Annotated in this window: 15 protein-coding genes and 1 pseudogene; all 16 read right to left on the bottom strand. The window is 68.1% G+C overall.

What is annotated here, in order from left to right; genetic code table 11:
* Positions 1 to 7: 7 nt before the first annotated feature.
* The 16 genes and pseudogenes from H288_RS0103770 to H288_RS0103700 all read right to left on the bottom strand — a co-directional run bounded on the left by H288_RS0103770 (position 8) and on the right by H288_RS0103700 (position 16,312).
* Positions 8 to 424, bottom strand: a complete 417-nt coding sequence (locus tag H288_RS0103770; RefSeq protein ID WP_106735894.1) for a hypothetical protein — start codon at positions 422 to 424, stop codon at positions 8 to 10.
* The gene (locus H288_RS0103765; RefSeq protein WP_020091258.1) at positions 421 to 696 is read right to left on the bottom strand and encodes a hypothetical protein; all 276 of its coding nucleotides are present in this window, start codon (positions 694 to 696) and stop codon (positions 421 to 423) included. Before H288_RS0103765 ends, H288_RS0103770 begins: the two co-directional genes overlap by 4 nt.
* On the bottom strand, positions 693 to 1,160 hold the full coding sequence (locus H288_RS0103760; RefSeq protein WP_020091257.1) for a hypothetical protein: 468 nt from the start codon (positions 1,158 to 1,160) through the stop codon (positions 693 to 695). The genes H288_RS0103765 and H288_RS0103760 overlap by 4 nt, the downstream gene beginning before the upstream one ends.
* Positions 1,157 to 1,561: a hypothetical protein gene (locus tag H288_RS32080; RefSeq protein WP_158684194.1), complete on the bottom strand. Its 405-nt coding sequence runs from the start codon at positions 1,559 to 1,561 to the stop codon at positions 1,157 to 1,159. Before H288_RS32080 ends, H288_RS0103760 begins: the two co-directional genes overlap by 4 nt.
* 117 nt (positions 1,562 to 1,678) lie before the next feature.
* The gene (locus H288_RS0103750) at positions 1,679 to 2,740 is read right to left on the bottom strand and encodes a hypothetical protein (RefSeq protein ID WP_020091255.1); all 1,062 of its coding nucleotides are present in this window, start codon (positions 2,738 to 2,740) and stop codon (positions 1,679 to 1,681) included.
* A gap of 11 nt (positions 2,741 to 2,751) precedes the next feature.
* Complete coding sequence (locus H288_RS0103745) at positions 2,752 to 2,970, bottom strand: hypothetical protein (RefSeq protein WP_020091254.1); 219 nt, start codon at positions 2,968 to 2,970, stop codon at positions 2,752 to 2,754.
* Between the two features lie 139 nt (positions 2,971 to 3,109).
* Complete coding sequence (locus H288_RS0103740) at positions 3,110 to 3,373, bottom strand: hypothetical protein (protein ID WP_020091253.1); 264 nt, start codon at positions 3,371 to 3,373, stop codon at positions 3,110 to 3,112.
* Positions 3,370 to 4,032, bottom strand: coding sequence for a hypothetical protein (locus tag H288_RS0103735; protein ID WP_026604639.1), 663 nt, complete (start codon positions 4,030 to 4,032; stop codon positions 3,370 to 3,372). The genes H288_RS0103740 and H288_RS0103735 overlap by 4 nt, the downstream gene beginning before the upstream one ends.
* A gap of 354 nt (positions 4,033 to 4,386) precedes the next feature.
* Positions 4,387 to 5,511 carry a hypothetical protein gene (locus H288_RS0103730; RefSeq protein WP_158684193.1) on the bottom strand — a complete coding sequence of 375 codons (1,125 nt, stop codon included), beginning with the start codon at positions 5,509 to 5,511 and terminating at the stop codon, positions 4,387 to 4,389.
* Positions 5,508 to 6,281, bottom strand: coding sequence for a hypothetical protein (locus H288_RS0103725; RefSeq protein WP_020091250.1), 774 nt, complete (start codon positions 6,279 to 6,281; stop codon positions 5,508 to 5,510). The genes H288_RS0103730 and H288_RS0103725 overlap by 4 nt, the downstream gene beginning before the upstream one ends.
* Before the next feature lie 547 nt (positions 6,282 to 6,828).
* Positions 6,829 to 6,951: pseudogene (locus H288_RS35840) on the bottom strand (IS481 family transposase); the annotation flags it as partial.
* A 220-nt stretch (positions 6,952 to 7,171) separates the two neighbouring features.
* On the bottom strand, positions 7,172 to 8,116 hold the full coding sequence (locus tag H288_RS0103720) for a family 16 glycosylhydrolase (protein WP_020091249.1): 945 nt from the start codon (positions 8,114 to 8,116) through the stop codon (positions 7,172 to 7,174).
* 132 nt (positions 8,117 to 8,248) lie between these two features.
* On the bottom strand, positions 8,249 to 10,879 hold the full coding sequence (locus H288_RS0103715; protein ID WP_026604638.1) for an FAD-dependent oxidoreductase: 2,631 nt from the start codon (positions 10,877 to 10,879) through the stop codon (positions 8,249 to 8,251).
* A gap of 552 nt (positions 10,880 to 11,431) precedes the next feature.
* Positions 11,432 to 12,544 carry a glycosyltransferase gene (locus tag H288_RS0103710; protein WP_020091247.1) on the bottom strand — a complete coding sequence of 371 codons (1,113 nt, stop codon included), beginning with the start codon at positions 12,542 to 12,544 and terminating at the stop codon, positions 11,432 to 11,434.
* A gap of 71 nt (positions 12,545 to 12,615) precedes the next feature.
* Entirely contained in the window at positions 12,616 to 14,280 is a 1,665-nt protein-coding gene (locus H288_RS0103705) for a Wzz/FepE/Etk N-terminal domain-containing protein (RefSeq protein WP_020091246.1), read from the bottom strand.
* A 1-nt stretch (position 14,281) separates the two neighbouring features.
* On the bottom strand, positions 14,282 to 16,312 hold the full coding sequence (locus H288_RS0103700; protein ID WP_020091245.1) for a glycosyltransferase: 2,031 nt from the start codon (positions 16,310 to 16,312) through the stop codon (positions 14,282 to 14,284).
* Positions 16,313 to 16,508: the final 196 nt, after the last annotated feature.

Genomic DNA, 16,508 nt, shown 5'->3' with positions numbered 1-16,508 from the left:
GTGCTCCTCAGTGCGTTCCGGGGGCGGTCGGGATCGAGGCGCCGATCTCGGCAGTGGCGGCCTCCATGGCGAGGGTCGCTGCCGCCAGCGCTGCCGTCTGGCCGTTCACCGCGGCTTCGAGGTCGGTGAGGGCCTTGCGCGCCGCATCGGTGTCGATCTCGCCGAGCTGCCGGAACACCGTGCTCAGGATCTGCTGCGACGAGTTAGGCTCGGGCTGGGCCGCGAGCACGGCGGCTGCACGAGCCAGGGCCACCCCGACCTCGGAACGCAGCGCATATGTGGCGGGCACTTGGATGTTGCCGGCTACGTCGATCGAGAACACGGCCTGATCGCCTGCCAGCACGACCACAGCGAGGTGGTCCCAGGTCTCGGCCGGTGGCGGGCTCGCCTCGGCCTGTGGCGCGGATGCGGGGGAGTCGGTCAATGCCGTGTCTCCTCGTTGAGCAGGATCGGGATTAAAGCCACCCACGAGGACACCGCGTCGACCGTGCGCAGCTCCGGCGCGAGGCGAAGCAACAGCACCGCCGCGTCGGGCGAGATGTCGAGGCGCAAGGCCAGGGCAAAGGCAACGAGGCGGCGCTCCTCGGCGGCGGCCTCCGGCGCCCCCATGATCGCGTCGATCCGGGTGTCCCGGCGAAGACGATAGGCCTCCGCGCGGTCCGCGGCGTCGAGGTCGTGGAGCTCGGCAAGGGTCATCGCTTCGCCCGGAAGGCTGCGGCAAAGGCCAGATTGGACTCGTGGATCGAGGGGCCGGCCTCCTGAGCTGCGACTTGCTCCGCGTCAAAGGCGCTGATCGCCCGATCCAGCATGTCGAAGGCGAACTGTGCTTCGAAGGGCATCGAGCGGGCGCGGTAGTCCGTGGCGAGCTCCTGAAGGTCCCTGAGGGCTACAGCGCGATCAGCTTCGCTGCTGACTGTCCGGAGCGCCTTGAACTTGGCGGCGAGTGGCGGGTGTTCCGGCTCGATGCGCGCCAGCGGAGGCTCAGGCGGCGCTGGAGCCGGTCGGGCCGCCACCTCGGCATCGTAGTCGTCGATGCCCGCCGCGATGGCGTCGAACTTCGCCTGCTCCTCGGCGGGCATGGTGCTGGTGCGCCAATCCGCGACCATGGCCTGCAGCGCGTCGACGGCTGCTTTCCGGTCCGTGTCGGTGCGGACGATCATGCCTCGACCTCATCCGCCGGGGTGATGCCGGAGGCCTGCAACGTGCGTCGCATCGAGTCCTGAAAGGCCGCGTGGCCGGCGTTGCCGCTGGCGGCGGGCACGTGGGATGCAATCGACGTCTGCTCCTCGGCTGCCACGATGCGCTCGAACAGCTCGGCCCGGATCTCCGGCACGCTGTGGCCTTCGGCGAGCATGTTGGTGCCGAGGTCGGCCGGGATGCTCGGCTCCTTCCACCGCGCAATGGTCGACATCTGTCTGACCGCGGCCACGGCGCTGACGCGGGCCTTCACCTCATCGAGCGACAACCCCTCTCCGAGGAAGCCGGCGGCCAGGTGCGGAACGCCGCACGCATGGCAGTGCTCGGCGATCTGGGCGGCTTCGCTGCGGGTGATTTCGGCCATGAGCCTCACGTTCTTCATCGGGAAGGATGGGGTGGCGCCCGCGGTATCCCGCCCCACCACGAACGGCAGCGCGGGCGCCTCACCAGACGGTCGGAGGGGCCGCCCGGCGATCTCGGGTCAGGCGGCCTGCTGCCGCTCGGCGAGCCAGGCCTCCCGGCGGCGCTTCGTCTCCGCGGCGCGCCATTCCTCGAGGTTGAAGCCGAGGGGCGGCACCTCGAAGATGCTGTAGCTGTCGCCGGCCCGCGCCTGCGCGGCCCGCATGACGTTCGACCAGTTCGCCGGCATGTTGCGCTCGGCCACGCCCTGCTCGATCGCCGCCTCGGCGACGGGGATCGGGAGGTGCTGCTGACGGATCGACACGATCTCCGGGACGTAGCCGGTCTTCTTCAGGTAGGAGAACCGACTGGTCACGTAGACCTCGATCTCCTCCCGATCCGGCTCGAAATTCGGCTCGGGGCGGTGGTACTGCGCGAGGGTCGGCGGGGCCTCGCCGCCGCGCACGGCCGCCGCCTGAGCCCGCATCGGGCCGGTGAGGAGCGCCTTCGCCGGATCGTCGCCGGCCGTGGCCTCAATGGGTCGGGCGCTCACATAGCCATACTGCTCGTGCCGGCCGGCCTCGGAGACCTCGATCAGCGGCAAGGCGCCGGCGATCATGTGCCCGACCAGAAAGGCCGCGACCCGCTCGGGCGGCTCGCCGTCGCGCACGCCGTGCATGTCGCGCTTGGTGAAGAGTGGCGCGGCGGTGGGCGTGATGGCGGCGGCGAAGGCCTCGCTGGCCTTGGCCAGGACCTCGACGGCTCGGCGGACCTTCTCAGCGGCGGCGTCGATGGCGACGCTGTCCCTCTCCAGCTCGGCCGCGACGGCCTCGACCCGGGCGGCGGTGCGGTCCGCCTCGATCCGCTCCTCGGTGGCGAGGATGCGCCGGTCCAGTTCGGCCAGGGCATCGGTGATGCCGAAGGCCGTCCCCTCGATCTCGCGGCAGGCACGCTCGGCCTCGGCGGCCTCGGCGGCGGATGCCCCCTCGATGAGGGCCCTGCGGCGCGCGGCGAGGGCGGCCTCGACCTCGACCGCGACGGCGGACTGGCGGGCCTTCAGGTTCTCGCGGGTGAGGGTGAGGCCGGCGAGCTGCGCCTCCGGCGTCTGCTCCGATTTGGCGGTGGCGGTCGAGGTGCGGGGCATGAGATCTCCGATCAGAGGGCGCGGGACGGCCCGCGGCGGGTGGCGACGCGCTTGAGGTCCGGCAGGCGATCGAAATTGGCGCCGTCGAGCATCAGCCGAGCCTGCACGGCCCCACGGACGTAATCGGCGCCGGTCAGACCGCGGGCCGCGGCGACGGTGCGCACGGCCTCGGCAAGTTGGGCCGGGACGGCGACGGTGAGGCGGTCAGGGAAGGTGATCGCGTCGAACATGCCGGCAGTGTCCCCCGGGCGCGCGGCCTGCGGGAGTGGACAAAACCGGACAACGGACAAGGCAAACCGGACATCGAGGGCAGTCGGCGAGGATTCCTCGCCCAGACACCCATCCCGCTAGATCGCTATATCGCCTGGTCTACATATCGCGAGGATTGGGGCCTTCCTCGGCGAGCACCTCCAAGTCGATCACGGCCAGCCGGTGCAGCTCATTCATGGCGGCGATCTGCTCGGCGATCTTCGGCGCCATCAGTGTCCGCGCATCCTCGACGGTGATGCCCTGCGCCTCGGCGACCTGCCGAACGATTCCCTCGATGAGTTCGAGCCCGCGCTTCATCTCGGCGGCGTGTGCTTCGTCCAGGCGCCGCCGCGCCTCGGCGAAAGAGATCGTCCCGCCGGTCATTGCCCCGCCTTCCACTCAGGCTGCTCCGGCTCACCCATCTCGCTGAGCAGCTTATGCACATAGGCGCTCAACACCATCGTCAGCGAGCGGAAATCGACCTTGCCGGTGCCTGGGTCCACCCGGATCTCGTCGGCCATCTCGATGGCTACACGGGCCGGCCACGCCATCAGGGCGTCGCGGAACTCTCGAGCCTTGTCGAAGAACAGCGCCTCGGCCATTGCCCGATCCACGAGGCGCTTGTCGTTCTTCAGGACCTCCTGGCGACGATAGAGGCCGAGGAAGTTCTCCTTCCGACGAATGGCCTGCGCGGTCGGCAGGTCGTGCGCGTCCGCGTCGTAGTCGTCGGACCGATCGGGATCACCGGGGCGCATCGGGATCTGTTGTCGTCCGGGGGCGGGCTCGGCCGGCGGCTCGCGCCTGCCTTTGCTCTCGACGCGCTCCCGCGGGTCGGGCTCTTCCTCGGGCGCCTTGCGGATTGGCCGATGCGCCTTGCCGCCCCGGTACGTCTCAGGCCGCTGGTCGAGGTTCCACTCGGTCGCCTCGACATCCACGAGGCCGTCGGCCGTCAGGACCAGGAGCCCCTTGGCCTCCCACTTCGTCACCGTTGCCCGATGCACATCGTGCCGCCGCGCAAAGTCAGCCTTCGTCTCGGTCGGCATGTGTTGCCACCCCTGTTGCCTGTTGCCTGTTGCCGGGTTTTGCGACCCTGGCGCTAGGAAGGGGCCGCGCCTCTACAGCCCGTATCCCGATCGAGGTGGCAGGGTCCCTACGGTGTTGCCCATCTGCCACAGAACAGACGGGCACGTGCCATCGGCCGGCGATCTTGCGACCGAGACCCCGCTGAGCCCGCTTCAGTCCGGTCTCCTTCGAGACGCCCCAGACGCGACAGGCCACAGCCAAGGGCACCAGCTCGGTAGAGGTACGCTCGCTGGCGCCGAGCACTGCACGAAGGGTCTTAGCGGCCTGGTCGGCGGCTTCTAGGGCGGCGACACAAGCGGCGCGCTCGGCAGGAGTCATGCTCGCCCCCGATACTGCTTCAGCCGCGCCTCGCGCTCGGACCGCTCGCATGCATCGCGCTCGTACCGGCGGGCCTCTTCTACGCTGTAGTTGGGCTCGAACTCAGCGAAGCGCCTACGGAAGGCCTTGTCGGCTTCTGCGAGCCACGCCCAGTACAGATCATCGGGCTCGCGGCCGGGGTGGCGCGCGAGGGATAAGCGCTCGAGCTCCTTGATCGCATCCTGTCGGCGACCCAAGCCGGACCGCTTGTGATAGGTCCAGGCGAGGTGCCGACCAACCTGGGCACCACGGGCGCCCTCGATCCGCAGACGCAGGGCCGCAGGATCCGCTGCGGCCTCGGCCTTCATCCGACGGAACCGGGCGCGCCATTCCTCGTCGGTCTCGTCCTCCACACGGAACATCAGGTCGGTGTTCAAGTCGAGGTCGTACCACCACTCGTTGGTTGAGCCCTTGGCGTACTCGGCCACGATCAGCGGCTCCTCCGGGCACGGCGAGTACGCTGCCGCCTCCTGCGGGTCCGGGTCGCCGCCGGTGTGGTGCAGCGTCAGATGCACCGCCTTAAGGCGCTCGCGGTACAGATGGTGCCCGGCGTGCACGCCCTTGGCGTAGGCGCGCTTCTCATGGCAGCGCTCTACCACCTCGGCGATCGATGGGCGGAATTTTGAGGTCCGACGCAGCTCGCCGCATGCCGCAGCGATCGTGGCGTTCGCAAAGCCCATGTCTCCAAGGTCGAACACGAGCGCCTCGAAGAACACGCGCGGATTGTTCAGCTTGTCCGTCTGGAAGCAATCCAGCAGCTGGGCCACCAGCATCGAGATGACGTCCGGATGCGGAGGTCCAGAGAACGCGGCTCTGACGGCCGTGGCCGCCTTTTCGGCAGCCTGGGTGCTTAGAAGCTGCCGACGCTGCCCCAAGGCTCGCTCTCGCCAATGCTGGGCTGGTCCAGCCACCAAGGCGTGGGGCTTCGGCAGATCCGGCAGGTTGCGGGCGCGATCCTGGGCGGCGGCGTAGCTCGCCACCTGCCGGTTGGCTGCAATCAGGTCATTGAGAGTCGGCAGCGCTGCTCCAACCCGATCGGTCAGCGGATTCGCGCCGGGGTGCAGGTGTGTGACGTCGGTCATGCGCGCGACCTCCCTTGGGTCTGCCGTGCGTAGTCCATGAAGGAGAAGGGTTCGGATCGGCGGCCGCCGGCCGCGCGTGGCGGCGCAGGCTCGTCGAGCCAGTGCTCGCCGTTCAGCCAGTCGACCGGGTTCTTGGCGAAGCGGACTTCCTGCCCGGCTCGGTCCGCGGCGTAGCGTGCCGCCGCGGCCACCAAGTCGGTGGCCGTAACCTTGCCCGAGGCGACCACTGTCTGAAACGCGACCTTCGCGTCGCCGTGCCGCGTGCGCTTTGGGAAGGCGCGCCAGAACTCCACAAACCCGGGCCCACCGGGCCCGTGGGAGGGGTCATCTCCCCCCACCGGCGAAGCCGGTGGGTTGTTCTTCTCTGTTAGGGTGCACGCCTGTGCACCCATAATTACCGATCCGTGCACCCCAGGACCGTTCTGAGGTGCATGGGCGTGCACCTCAAAATTGGTGTCCTGGGGTGCATTAGTGTGCACCTCAGCCACACGCGAAAAGGCGAGGTGGAAGACGTTGGGCCGCCGATGGCCCCGCCGCTCTACCCTCACCCACTCGGCCGCTTCGAGATCCTGGACGGCTAGGATGGTGGCCCGCTTCTTCACTCCGCAGGCTTCGCCGAGCTGCTCGTAAGGCGGGTTGCAGCGGCCGGTGCTGGCGTTGTGGAAGTGGAGGAGCAGCACGGCTCCGACGTTCTTCGCGAGCGCCGGCAATGACGGGTCCGCCATGATGGCTCGGAACAGCCGCATCTTGTCGGCGAAGCTGACGCTCACGCGGCACCTCCCCGTAGGTAGGCACGTGCCGCTGAGCGGTCCGTGAAGACTCCACGGACCGATCCGTCGCGATCCAGAATGGCGACCAAGGCGCTTGTCAGAGCGGGGCTACCCACCCTATCTCTCTGGCTGGTTCTTTGGTCGGAGCCGTTCGAAACAGCGCCGTTGCGGGCCTTCACCCCCGCGACGGCGTTTTCATTTTCGGCACGCTCCAGCGACAGTTTGCGGTTTGTAGAACCCTCTCTAACCCCTTGATATCTTGTGGCCCGTTTCGACGCCGTTTTGCAGAAAACACCAACGATTCCAGTCGACCGGGTCAGCCTACGAATCTGGGGGTCAGAGGTTCGAATCCTTTCGGGCGCGCCATTCAAATCAAGTGCTTAGCGGATGCCCGGGCAATGCCCTTTCCCGCTGACGACTGTCGGACGACCAACCCACGCAGTCTCTGAACTCGCGACGAGAGCGTGTTTGGTCCCGGCCTTGGTGGAGCGGGTCGAGCCTGAAGTGCTCTGATTCTGCGGCCCAGGCTTTGCTGACAGCCTCGCAGCTCGACCGACAGCACGGTCGAATGCCGCTCCTTCGGCCCAGTACGCTGATCGAGGACGGACGTGCGCGTCTTCCACTTCGCCACGGATTTCAGGTCGATGCCGTAGCGCTCGGCCAGCGTTCGATCTGGCGCAGCCTCAGCACCACCTGCTCCCCGCTCGTCTTCTGACCTCGCCGCATGTCCGACGCCTTCGGCCCCAACTGACCCTCTCAATCAGCCCGGTCCAAAGCCAGCCGGTCAGGTCAGATTCGGAGCGACGCGCTTGGTGTGCCGTCCGCGATGAGAACAGGTCGCGGGCGCGAGCCTCGCCGCCCTCACGGATTCGTCGGCGCGGCGTCCGAGGCTACGCGTACACGCGAAAGTAATCGACGCGCATATGGGTGAGCTTCTGCGCTTCGGTCAGTTGAGGGGCCGGGACATCCGTCCGCAACGCCAATGTGAGGAGCGGCCAGAAGACGTCGCCGGCTTGTTCCATCTCCGACGCGCGGGTGAGTGTCCAGATATTGAGCTGGTTCGTCTTAGGATTGATAATTGGCTTGCGCTCAAAATAAGGAATGCATTGACCGTCCTGGATCAGCACGCCGTACCGGCAGTACTGTTCGGTCATGTCGACGGGCGTGGGAACGCCGGTGCCTTCGTTGTGCTCACCGGGCTGCCCCCATTCGTGCAAGTACGCGCCGTAGAGCTTCGGCTCGAAACCCTTGTGCTCGACGATATCAACCTCTATGCTCCGTTTAGCATTGGTGATGCCATCCCGGTTGAGAAGCCAGAAGGCCGGCCACGTGAGCGGATGCCGCGGAAATCTCATCCGCGCTTCGAGATAGCCTTGGCGCCAGCCGACCGATACGACACCGCTGCGGCTGCCGGTCTGCAAATTTCCGGAAATCCACTGATAGTCGGATGTGTTGTTTCCATAGTAATTCACGACGCTCATCTTGCGTCCGATGTATTTCGCGGAAATCTGGAGGGCCGTGCCGCCCGTGGCCTCCGCATCCGCGACGATCTCGTAGGGTTTGAAGCCTTCCGCCCCGGCAAGGGGAGCGAAGGCGGAACGGCCGTAGAAACCGGACGGCCCTGTCGTGGCCTTCGGTCCGCCATTCCAGATCCGTCCGTTGATCTCCGCGAAGGGCTCATCGAAGACGAGCGTGCGGCCCTGCGTCGGATCCACGGAGGCGTCGATCGCCGCGCTCGAGCCGCTGGTCGGCAGCAGGGACGCGGCCGCGCAGATCGGTAGATCCCGGAAGCACGATTTCAGCAGATCGCGGCGTACCCAGCGAGGTTTCGTCATGGCTCAAGCTCCGAGTTCCGGCGTGGCAAGTGAGAGAGAACTTCGCGGCACGAACCTTCCTTTCGCGGCGACGCCATGAGCTGGGACGTGCCGGTGCCCGGCGGCGCGCCGCTGTGGTGAGGCTGACGGCTTTCAGGACCGGTTTCGCTCCCGTGTTTCCGCTCGCAGGATGTCCAGCGCCATGGCGCGGGCCCTGGCCATTCCGTAGCGGTGTCGATACCCGGCCTGCCGCAGACGATCGTTGGGGAACCGCATCCTCCAGAGAGGATTGCGCAAGGGCAGCGTCCGGTTGCGCAGGAAATCGTGGAGCCAGTCGACGAGGGCCGGCATCGGGATGACCCGGAAGCGGGGATCGCGGCTTATCGTGAACGCCCGCCGCATGAAGTCGCCGATCCGCGCATCGCGCGCCTCTTGATCGGAGAGATTGAAGACCTGGACCTCGCCCGCCGGCCAAGCCCCGGTCAGGGACCGCGTCATCGTCCAGATCGCCGCGTCCGTGACGTCCCGGACGTAGACGTGATGGGAGGGCCGATGCGCTGCGAAGAGGCGCTTCGAGAGGCTCCAGTCGCGCAAGCCGATGAGATTATGGAGATCGACGACCACCGTCGGGCGCAGGATCACGTAGGGAAGGGTCGAGGCGATCCGCCTGATGGCCTCTTCGCCGGCGAGCTTCGTTCGACCGTAGGCGCGAACGTAGTCCAGGGCCCAGTATTCGGATTTGACGTCGACGCTGCTGGTGAGAACCGGCGCCGTCTCCGTCACGGTGCGCGCGCGGCCGCTGCCATACACGGAGACGGTGCTCATGTAGCAGAAGGCCCGGACGCCGTCCCGCTCGGCGGCTTCGGCCAGTCGCCGCGTCGCCTCGACATTGATGGCCTGCATCCGGTCCTGCTTCCCGAGCTCGGCGGCGAGATGCATGACGGCCGCGCAGCCGTGGACGAGGCCGGCGTAATCCTGATCCGCCGTGAAGTCGAAGGTCCGCCACTCGACCCGACCCGTGCGCGGCTGCGCCTCGGTCAGGGGCTGGGACGTGACGGCCCTGACCGCGTAGCCGCGTTCCTGCAGGTCCTCCACCAGGATGCGGCCGATCCGCCCCGTCGCCCCCGTCACGAGGACGCGGAGATCGCCCGGGACGGGCGGAGACGTTCGGAGGTCGGAGACCACGGTGTCGCGCTGCTCCCGGACCTTCAGCAGGTCGGCGAGGCGGATCGCCAGAGCGACGATCATCTGCGTGGGATTGCAGTGGCCTCCTGTCGGGAACACCGAACTTCCCGTGACGAACAGGCCGTCGATCCCGTGAACCTGGCCGCGCGCATCGACGACGCCCCTGGCGGCATCGTCGGACATGCGGGTGGTGCCGGTCGGGTGGGCGACATCGACGAAGCTGAGCGGGATCGGCGCCTCTTCGCGCACCCAGTCTGCCAGCTCGGGCACGGGCAGGCCCAGGCGGGCGAACTCGGAGGCGACGAGCCGCGCCGTCTCGCGCATCGTGCGGCCTTCATCTTCGTGACTGCGCCAGTCGATCAGGGGCAGCCGGCTGCCCAGGTGATCCCGCTGATCGGAGAGCATGACCCGGCTCTCGGGATCCGGCCGCTGCTCGACCATGCATTCGAGGCTCAGCTCGGAGAGCTTCCGCGGAAAGCCGTTGCGCGCGATGAAATGGTCCCAGCAGCCGCGCAGGAGCAGCGGCAGGTTCGACGTCAGCGTCAGGATGTCCTTCGCCCGCGGCTTGCCGACCAGGATCCTCCGGATCGCGTCGCCCGGGTCGTCGGGGGCGAGCGTCTCCCCGAGCCAGACCGCGCTGTTCAGGAGCTGGCGGCTTCGCTGGACGTCCGGGCTCAGGCGGAGCCCGCCCCGGAACAGCCGATCCTCGATGGTGTAGCGGCCGAACCGCCGCTGCAGCGCGCGCGATCGGTGAGGGTCGAAATGCGCGACCGGCCCGCGCAGGTGATCCATCAGGTAGCGACCCACGCGGTCGAACCTGTTGCCGAGGCCGCCCGGGACCTGATGATCGGAGGCGAGGAGGAGCCGCGCATTCTCGATCCCGCCGGCACACAGGACGACATGGCGGGCCGGCAGCTTGACGATCGCGCCGTCGGGCGCCGCGACTTGGACGCCCTGTACCTTGTCGCCCGTCCCGTTCACGTCGATCGCGACGACGGTCGCGCCGCTGATCAACGTGACGTTCGGGCCCAACTTCTCGTCCAGTTTCCGCCCGAAGCGCGTGTACTCGAACGGATAGGATTCCGCGTCGTCGCGGCTGAACTGCCAGAAGAAGGGCAGGAGCATCCGAGGATCCGGCTCGGACCAGCCCGGCTGCGAACCGAACAGGTCCCAGAAGCGCGCGTCGCTGAAATGGTTGCCGTAGGCGAGCCCGAGATACTTGGCCGTCCGCTCGAGATAAGGATCGAGTGCGTCGCGCTGGAACGGCCACCCACTCTCCGGGACCCAGGCACGCTGCTCGAAGTCGATCGTGTCGAAAGGGGCGCACCGGCCGCCCCACGTGTGCGAGCTACCACCCACGATCCGGTTCCGGACGGCCCACTGGGTCGCGCGCGGCCGGCCGACATTCACGATGGCGTCCAGCGCGTCCGCGCTCTCCATCCGGTCGAGGCCGCCGCTCTCCAGCAGCACGACCCTCAGGCCGCCGCCGGACAGCTCGCGCGCCAAGGTGCTCCCGGCCGGGCCCGTCCCGACAATGCAGACATCGCAAGCCGCATCCAGAAGACCCTCGATTTCACGTGCGGCACGCAGTTGGATCACGGTGGGCGGCTCCCGGGCTCATTCCATCGAGACTACCGTCGCGCACTTATTGCTGAAGCGCGGACGTGGACGATCGACGCGTTGAGGAGGCATGAATATGCTCAGTGTCCACTTGCCATGACGCCGGATCGTCAGTGATTCTTCGGGCACGACGCGGATATGGACCAGCGATAGATCCGTCGACGAGCGGGCGCGACGGTTGCGCGCGGTCGTGAGGACGGCGATCCATGACGCTCCGCGGCGCGGTCCGGACGTTGTCGGCCGGTGGTGCGGCTCTCCCGTGCGACGCGCGCCTATCGCCCCGTACCGGCCGGCCGGCGCATCGCGGCTGCGAACCCTGACGCGCTCGGCGGGCCGCCGCGTCGATGCTGCTTCCGCGGCGCGCGCGACGACTTAGAGCCGTGCCCGATCGCGTTGCAATCGGGCACGGCTCTAAACCTTTGTCTTGACGCGCTCTCTCACGCCGAACCGGTATCCACTTCGGCGGAGAGCGCTCTAGGGTCGAGGTGGAGGATGGGCCGGGCCGCTGCGCGACCGGGGGCTGGCCGAGGTTCAGCATGCCGATTGCCGAATCGCGTCGGCGTGAATGTGCACGATCCTCTCGGCACTGTACTGGTCGATGTGAAGCTTCCTGAATTCCGAAAACGATCTCTCCAGGATTATATTGTCGCAGTAATACTCCATGGATTCTATGAGCGCCTCCTCGTCGTCGGGTGGGATCAGGCGCCCGAGACGTCGGTCGACCAGGATGTCGCTGGGGCCGAATTCGCAATCGGTGGATATGACGGGCAGTCCGCACCGGAGGGCTTCGCAGATCGCCAGCGACCAGCCCTCCCATCGAGACGTCGCGACGAAGACATCACTCGCGAAGAGCGCCCGTTGCGGGTTGTCCGGGTAGTGGACGAGCCGAACGACCTCGGACAGGCCGAGCGCCTGAATCTGGTCCGCCAGCGCCGCTTTGTCGGATCCGTGGCCGACCAAGTTGAGCCGCACGTTCCTGCGCCGCTCGTACAATCGCGCGAACGCGCGCACCAGAAGGTCCTGACCCTTCTGGAAGGCGTAGCGTCCGACATTCACGAAGGTGATGACGGCGGGGTCGGGCCGGATGTCGGCGTCCGACGCTTCGAAGTGCCTGACCGGGTTGGGAACCCAGTACATTGGCCGTCTGCAGTTGAAATCGGCCTCGAACGCCCGGAGCTGCCGCGGCGACGTGCCGAAAACGGAAGCGATCCGCGGGAGGATGTAATGCTTCAGGAGGAAGAACTTGACCTTCGATTTCAGGCTGGCTGATTCGCGCCGCGGGTTGCCGTGCAGGTGCATCGTGATCCGCTGCGGGATGCCCAACCGGGCGAGCCAGAAGATGACGGTCGGCTCGATCTGCGGAACGATGATCAGATCGTAGCGGCCTCCTTTGCTGACATCCCTGAAGATCCGCAGGAGGTGCAGGCGCGATGTGACCGGCCGGAAGACGCTTCTGTAAGGCCGCGGTTCCGCCGGGTAGTTCGCGTGCTGCGTGACTCGCAGCACGTCGACGGCGAACTCGGTGCCGCACTTCTGCGCGAGTTCCCCGCCGATCGTGTCGACCACTCGCTCGATGCCGGCGAAGACGGAAGACCCCGGCTGTAGATAGAGGATCTGGACCTTCTCACGATCTCCGGCCGCCATCCCAACCAACTCCTTCCGTTCGAAGCTCCGGCGATCCGGGCGCGGGCCCGTCGACGATGCCGGAGTCCGACTCACGCGCGATTGAGGACGGCGCCGATCACGTTCGCGCCGGCACCGATCAGGCCGTTCACCGCGTCCGACAGTTCGTCGACGGTCGTCCGCCCGGCCTCGGCGACGATCACCACGACATCCGCTCGACGGGCCGCGACCCGGGACTCGGCCGAGACGGAGAGCGGCGGCAGGTCGAGGATGACGTAGCCCCCCCGGCGCATCTGGTCGATGACGCTCTGGAAGATCGAGGAGCTGAGGGAGATGCCGGTGCCGACCGCCGTGTACGGCGACCGCGACGGCAGGACCGAGACGCCCCCGAAATCCACGAACTTGGCGAGGGCCAGATGGCTCGGATTGATGATCATGTCGGCGAGACTCGCGCCGACCCCGGCCTTGGAGTCCGGGGTCAGGAAGAAGGTTCCGGCGCCGTGGATATTCGTGTCGATCAGCCGGGCGGTCCGGCCACCTTCCTGCAGCAGGCGCGCCAAGCTCAGGCCGATCAGGGTCGTGCCGGTGCGCGGGGTGCAGCCGACCAGGGCGATGACACAGTCGGAATCGTGGCCGCGCGCGGAGAGGGCCAGCTGGATCGACGTCCGAAGGTCGCGGACGCCCGTGGAGAATTTGACGTTGAGGAACCACGGCGCGTTGACGTTGCGCAGATCCACGGTCTCGCGGCGCCCCTCGGCCGTCTTGCGCAGGACCTCGGGCATCACGGCGAGGCAGGGGATGCCGGCCCTCTGGACGAGATCCTGCGGCGTCCGGATCCGGCGGTCGAAGGCCTGCAGCAGCGCCACGGCCAGGAAGCCGCCGACGAGGCCGATCATCGCGCCGAGGCCGAGGATCAGGGTCTTCCGCGGGGCCGAGGGTTTGAGGGGCTGCAGCGCCGCGCCGATCACCCGCGCGTCGGCATCGGGCGTCGGCGCGTCCGGCAGCGTGCCCTCGGTGACGGCCGCCGCGGCGGACCGCGCCTGGGAGGCGAGGGCATTGACGCGACCCTGGAGGAACTCGGCACCGTTCTTGGCCGCATCGGCCTTGGCAGCGATGGATTGCAGGAGATAGGCCGAGACGGCCGCGTTCGCGACGCGCCGCGCCAGGTTCGGGTCTCTGGACGTGTACGAGACCTCGACAACGTACGACTGTCCGACCCGCCTGACGGTAAATCGCTCGGCGAAGTTCTCGAACTTCCTCTGCTGCAGGATGGCTGCCGTCGACGGTGGGGCGGTCCGCAGCCCCGACAATTCGGACGCGCCCGGGCCCGGCTCCTTCGGGCTCTCGGCTTCCGGAGGACCGAATTCCGGATTGTTCGCCAGCTGGAGACTGTTGAACACGTTCGCCAGCAGCCGTTCCGAGCGGAGGACCTGGAGCTCACTCTCGGCCCGGCCCACATCGAGGCTCGGCATCAGGGCGCCATCGGAGGAGCCCGAGCCCACCGGGCGCCGCGGCTCGAGCAGCAGCACAGCGGTCGCCGTGTAGAAGGGGGTCGCGGTCACCGTGTAGAGCGCCGCGCAGCCGATGCAGAATACCACCCAGACGGCCACCGCCAGTTTGTGCCGGCGGGCCGCCTTGAGGGCCGCCGAGATGACGGCCAGCGGGCCGTCCTGCACGCCGATGGAGGTCGTCTCCGGAGAATGGGAGACCGATTGGGACTGGTCCGGCGGGATCCGGTTGGTGTTGTGGATGTTCATCTCACACTTTCCGTCGGATCTTCAGGGCCCGCTCGGGCTCCAGCCGTCCCAGGAGCACGTCCGCGGCGCCGCGCAGATTGCCGCGCAGCCGGCCGCGCCGGTCGATGAACGGCTCGGGGGCCGCGAAGCGCGTCACGTTGCTGAGAACGTTGCGGGTAATCTGGCCGAAGACTTGCGACAGGGTCATCGTGCCCTTGCGCAGCATGTATAGCGGGTTGACAATCTGCGAATAGCCGAGCCGATCGCCGGAGATGCGACCGCCTTTCACGCCCATATGGACGCCGCGGGCCTCCATGCATTTGACGAGCCGGCCGCCTCGGGCCGCCAGGGCCGCGCCGAAATCGCGGTCCTCGAGCCAGCCGTACAGGACGAGCCGCTCGTCGAAGCGCAGCGTGCCGATGGCCGAGCGACGGAACGCCATGTTGCAGCCGTACGGGCTGAAGGCCTCGACGGGCGCCGCCGGCTCGACCGGAGCCAGCGCGGCGAGCATCCGGTCGACCTCGGTGAAGCGCAGTCCGGGCCCCTTGATGCCGTCCGCGACGACGTCGCCCGTCAGGCCGACGATGTCCGGCTCGTCTTCGAAGCGCTGCGCGGCTGCCGCGAGCCAGCCGGCCTCGGGGACGAAGTCATCGTCGAAGAAGACCACGATATCGATCGCCTCCGGCAGCGCGGCGAGGGCGGCATTTCTCTGAGTGGCGAGGCCGGGACGCCCCGTGACCACCGTCACGCCGGGCCACGCGGCCGCCTCGCCGGCATCGTCCGGGGTGACGCAGGAGATCAGGATGGCGGCGGGCTTCAGGGTCTGCCGATCCAGGATCCGCCGCAGCGTGCCGGTCACCACCTCGGGACGGCCCAGCGTCGCGATGGCGACGGCGATGCTGGGCGGAGATGGCGGTGCCGCGGATCGCGCGGCAGGGCGCGCGGCGGGGCGCGCGGTCGGCCGCACCTTCGGCGCCCGCATGAGATCGAGGTAGCCCTGCGCCGAAGCCTCCCACGAGAAGAGGGCGGCCTGATCGCGACCGCGGCCGATCAGGTCCGATCGCAGGTCCGGGCTCGCGGCCAGGGCGCGGATCTGGTCGAGCCAGCGTTCCGGCCGGTCCGGCGGAGCGAGCAGGGCCGCCGACCCGCAGATCTCCGGCAAACTCGCGCGGTCGGTCGAGACGACGGGGCAGCCGCGTGCCATCGCCTCCAGCGCCGGAAGCCCGAATCCCTCCGTGAGGGAGGGGAAGGCCAGGCACAGGGCGCGCTCCATCAGGTAGGCGAGGTCGTGGTCGGTGACGAAGCCGAGGTGGCGGACATTCTCGCCGCGCCGCAGGTCCTCGGCGGCGTAGATGGTCGCCTGGCCGCCCGCCACCACGAGGTCGAGCCCGAGTTCGCCCAAGGCGGGCGCCAGTTTGAGCAGCAGATCGAGGTTCTTGTGGCGGGCGCGGGACCCGAGGGCCAGCACGAAGGGGCGCTCCAGGCCGTCGGCGTCCCGGTCCAGGGCCGCCGGCGCCCGGACGGCCTGTCGCGGATCCCAGGCGTGCACGTGCTCGTGCCCGTTCGGGAGCACGACGATGTCGGAGGCTCTCACCGAGAGATGGTTGGCGATCTGTCCGGCCGAGAAGCTCGAGACGGTGGCGATCCGCGCGGCACGGCGCGCCAGAAGCGGCTGGAGCGTCCTGTAGAAGGTCCGGAACGACACGCTGTAGCTCTCCGGCGCGTTGAACACGTTCGCGTCGTGGATGCAGACGACCTGATCGGCCTTCAGCGCGGGGGCGGTGTTGCAGAGGTTGAGCAATCGGCCGGACCAGGCGCGCGGCAGGACGAATTGCTCCCAGGCATGCCCACCCGCCGGTCCGACGGTGCGGAGCGGCGTGCCTGCGAGACGGGGATCCTCCGCATCCGGCACGGACAGCAAGGGGGCGCTCTCGCCACGAGCGGTCAGGGCCGCGCTCAGCGCCCGGGTGACGTTCATCGCGTAGCGCTGAACCCCGGTCATCGGCTGGGTGAGGAACCGACCGTTGATTCCGAACGATCCGACTGCCGTCATGCTGTCGCTCTACTCCTGTCGGAGCCCCGATTCGCGGATCGAATACGAGAACAAGAGTGTTCCACCTTTCGCGTGAGCGGCGCGGTCGGACCCGCGATCCCAGGAACCGGGATCGCGCATGACCCCGCGCGTGCGCAGAATTCGCGTACGTAATAGAGGCAAAAATCCGGGACGCTAATTATTTTATAGGCAGCAT

The organism is Methylobacterium sp. 285MFTsu5.1, assembly GCF_000383455.1.
Taxonomy (GTDB): Bacteria; Pseudomonadota; Alphaproteobacteria; order Rhizobiales; family Beijerinckiaceae; genus Methylobacterium.
Note: the sequence above shows the minus strand (reverse complement) of the source record. Positions and strands in the feature narration are given on the sequence as shown.

What these genes read in the sequence shown, in the direction of transcription:
- H288_RS0103700 (WP_020091245.1), bottom strand. Translation starts at nt 16,312, where the DNA reads ATGACGGCAGTCGGATCGTTCGGAATCAACGGTCGGTTCCTCACCCAG.
- H288_RS32080 (WP_158684194.1), bottom strand. Translation starts at nt 1,561, where the DNA reads ATGGCCGAAATCACCCGCAGCGAAGCCGCCCAGATCGCCGAGCACTGC.
- H288_RS0103735 (WP_026604639.1), bottom strand. Translation starts at nt 4,032, where the DNA reads ATGCCGACCGAGACGAAGGCTGACTTTGCGCGGCGGCACGATGTGCAT.
- H288_RS0103705 (WP_020091246.1), bottom strand. Translation starts at nt 14,280, where the DNA reads ATGAACATCCACAACACCAACCGGATCCCGCCGGACCAGTCCCAATCG.
- H288_RS0103710 (WP_020091247.1), bottom strand. Translation starts at nt 12,544, where the DNA reads ATGGCGGCCGGAGATCGTGAGAAGGTCCAGATCCTCTATCTACAGCCG.
- H288_RS0103730 (WP_158684193.1), bottom strand. Translation starts at nt 5,511, where the DNA reads ATGACCGACGTCACACACCTGCACCCCGGCGCGAATCCGCTGACCGAT.
- H288_RS0103740 (WP_020091253.1), bottom strand. Translation starts at nt 3,373, where the DNA reads ATGACCGGCGGGACGATCTCTTTCGCCGAGGCGCGGCGGCGCCTGGAC.
- H288_RS0103720 (WP_020091249.1), bottom strand. Translation starts at nt 8,116, where the DNA reads ATGACGAAACCTCGCTGGGTACGCCGCGATCTGCTGAAATCGTGCTTC.
- H288_RS0103765 (WP_020091258.1), bottom strand. Translation starts at nt 696, where the DNA reads ATGACCCTTGCCGAGCTCCACGACCTCGACGCCGCGGACCGCGCGGAG.
- H288_RS0103745 (WP_020091254.1), bottom strand. Translation starts at nt 2,970, where the DNA reads ATGTTCGACGCGATCACCTTCCCTGACCGCCTCACCGTCGCCGTCCCG.
- H288_RS0103760 (WP_020091257.1), bottom strand. Translation starts at nt 1,160, where the DNA reads ATGATCGTCCGCACCGACACGGACCGGAAAGCAGCCGTCGACGCGCTG.
- H288_RS0103750 (WP_020091255.1), bottom strand. Translation starts at nt 2,740, where the DNA reads ATGCCCCGCACCTCGACCGCCACCGCCAAATCGGAGCAGACGCCGGAG.